A 1,681-nucleotide genomic window follows, 5' to 3' on the forward strand; every position below is an offset into this window, starting at 1 on the left:
TGACTGGCTTGAAGAACTTCTACAATAGAGAGTTGAGCTATCAATTGGCAAAGGATAAGCCAGCAACCATTTACACAAGCATTTTAAGGATAAAATGGCAATATACGCAGGTTAAATTGGCGCTTACCCTACATCAAATAAATCGTACTATTGATATACACCGAGACACAGTTCATGAAGAATTCTTTACCTTCTATCCTTGGGAGCAGGAAAAATTTCCTCTTAAAATTCAAGCCAACCCAGAACCAGCAAGAATTATGGTTATGAATATTAAAGATAGATATTATCCTGATATTGAACTACCCCCAGGCAGATACGATATCGTTATAAGATATCAATCTAGGAAAACAAAGAAAGATGATCATAAGATGGTGGTTAATCTAGGACTAAATCAGCAGACCTTTTATTTCCATCATCATACGCATTGATGAAATCAGCATTCACTCTTAGACACCTTTAAGGACTCAAGGTAGCGTCTGGTTGGTCTGCTTGTTTTATTTTTAGCAAGCCACGCATTGAGCTCAATATACTTACCTTCCGATAAATACCCTCCAATAATGCCGGACTCACGAAAATTCATTTCATCAATGAATGGGCTAGGCTTTTCTTCGTCTGAGACACCCGCTGTTCGAGAGAAGATATGTACACCATTGATTGCCCGAGTCAAAGCAACATAAAACAGCCTTCGTTCTTCTTCTATAGTTGATTTAACACTCAGTTCATCATCCCTTAAGTAAGGGTAATTATTGTCCGTACAGCCAGGAATTAGAACAGCAGGCCATTCTCTACCCTTTGATTTATGGTTTGTGGTGAGTGTTACCATAGTATCAGATGTTATTTTTTTATCACTGCCATTTTTAAGCTTATCAATATATGCAACCGCATCGGCTGGCAAAAAACCTTTCAGTTCGAGAAACATAATCATGCTATCAATACCTGCAACACTCTCCTCTTCATTCGTCTTTGACAAGCTAAGATCCTCAAGTTTTTTGTATAGATCAGTTAGTTCAATGTAGTTTTTAATTACATAATCTGAAGAATTCAGTTCTGCTGCTTCTATCGTTTCGATAACAGATGAACGCTTTACAACCTGCTTTTTTTGCCAATCAGATATTTCAGGAAGCTCTTCTACAAACTCTCTGATTGCATCACCATAAAAAGAGGTTTTACTTGAAAGTAACGAAGCAAGCTCATCGACACGGAAAGATTTCAAGCCAATATTAGGAAAGCGCAGCATGGCATTCCAGGCTTTCAATCTCTCTGGTATAGCCAGATCATTGAGTTTTCCAGCCGCAAGCCTGAGTAGTGAGATGACAGAAAAAACTTCTCGTCGATCAAATACACTGCTACCCAATTCACTGACATAGGCCATTCCCTGAGCTAACAATTCGAGTTCAATATTAATACTTTGCGAACCTCGTCGAAATAACACTGCAACTGACTGTTGCTTACTAATGTAATATTTTATTCTTTTTAGTGCTTCCTGATGTTCCTGTGCTGGCATACATCTTATGAGTTCAATATGACTATTCTCATTGCCATCCGCTGATACGGTGTCATCACCGGCGTAAAAAGTCCTCAAAACACCAGTCCAAAATGACCTGTCGTTAAGTATAGCTTTTTGGGGTGGTCTGCAAGTCTGATAGTTCCAGAAAGTTAAATATTTTACTAAGCTGACTCT

General features: G+C 38.4%; 2 protein-coding genes. One reads left to right on the forward strand and one right to left on the reverse strand.

All coding sequences use genetic code 11. From position 1 onward, the window contains the following. A partial coding sequence (locus AK963_RS28690) for a hypothetical protein (RefSeq protein ID WP_238593886.1) occupies positions 1–428 on the forward strand: 428 nt, incomplete at its 5' end. A gap of 5 nt (positions 429–433) precedes the next feature. On the opposite strand, the gene AK963_RS28695 is transcribed toward AK963_RS28690, so the two are convergent. After that, on the reverse strand, positions 434–1,681 hold a 1,248-nt coding region (locus tag AK963_RS28695), incomplete at its 5' end, for a 3'-5' exonuclease (RefSeq protein WP_139117761.1).

The organism is Endozoicomonas atrinae (assembly GCF_001647025.1).
In the GTDB taxonomy this organism is placed as follows: domain Bacteria; phylum Pseudomonadota; class Gammaproteobacteria; order Pseudomonadales; family Endozoicomonadaceae; genus Endozoicomonas; species Endozoicomonas atrinae.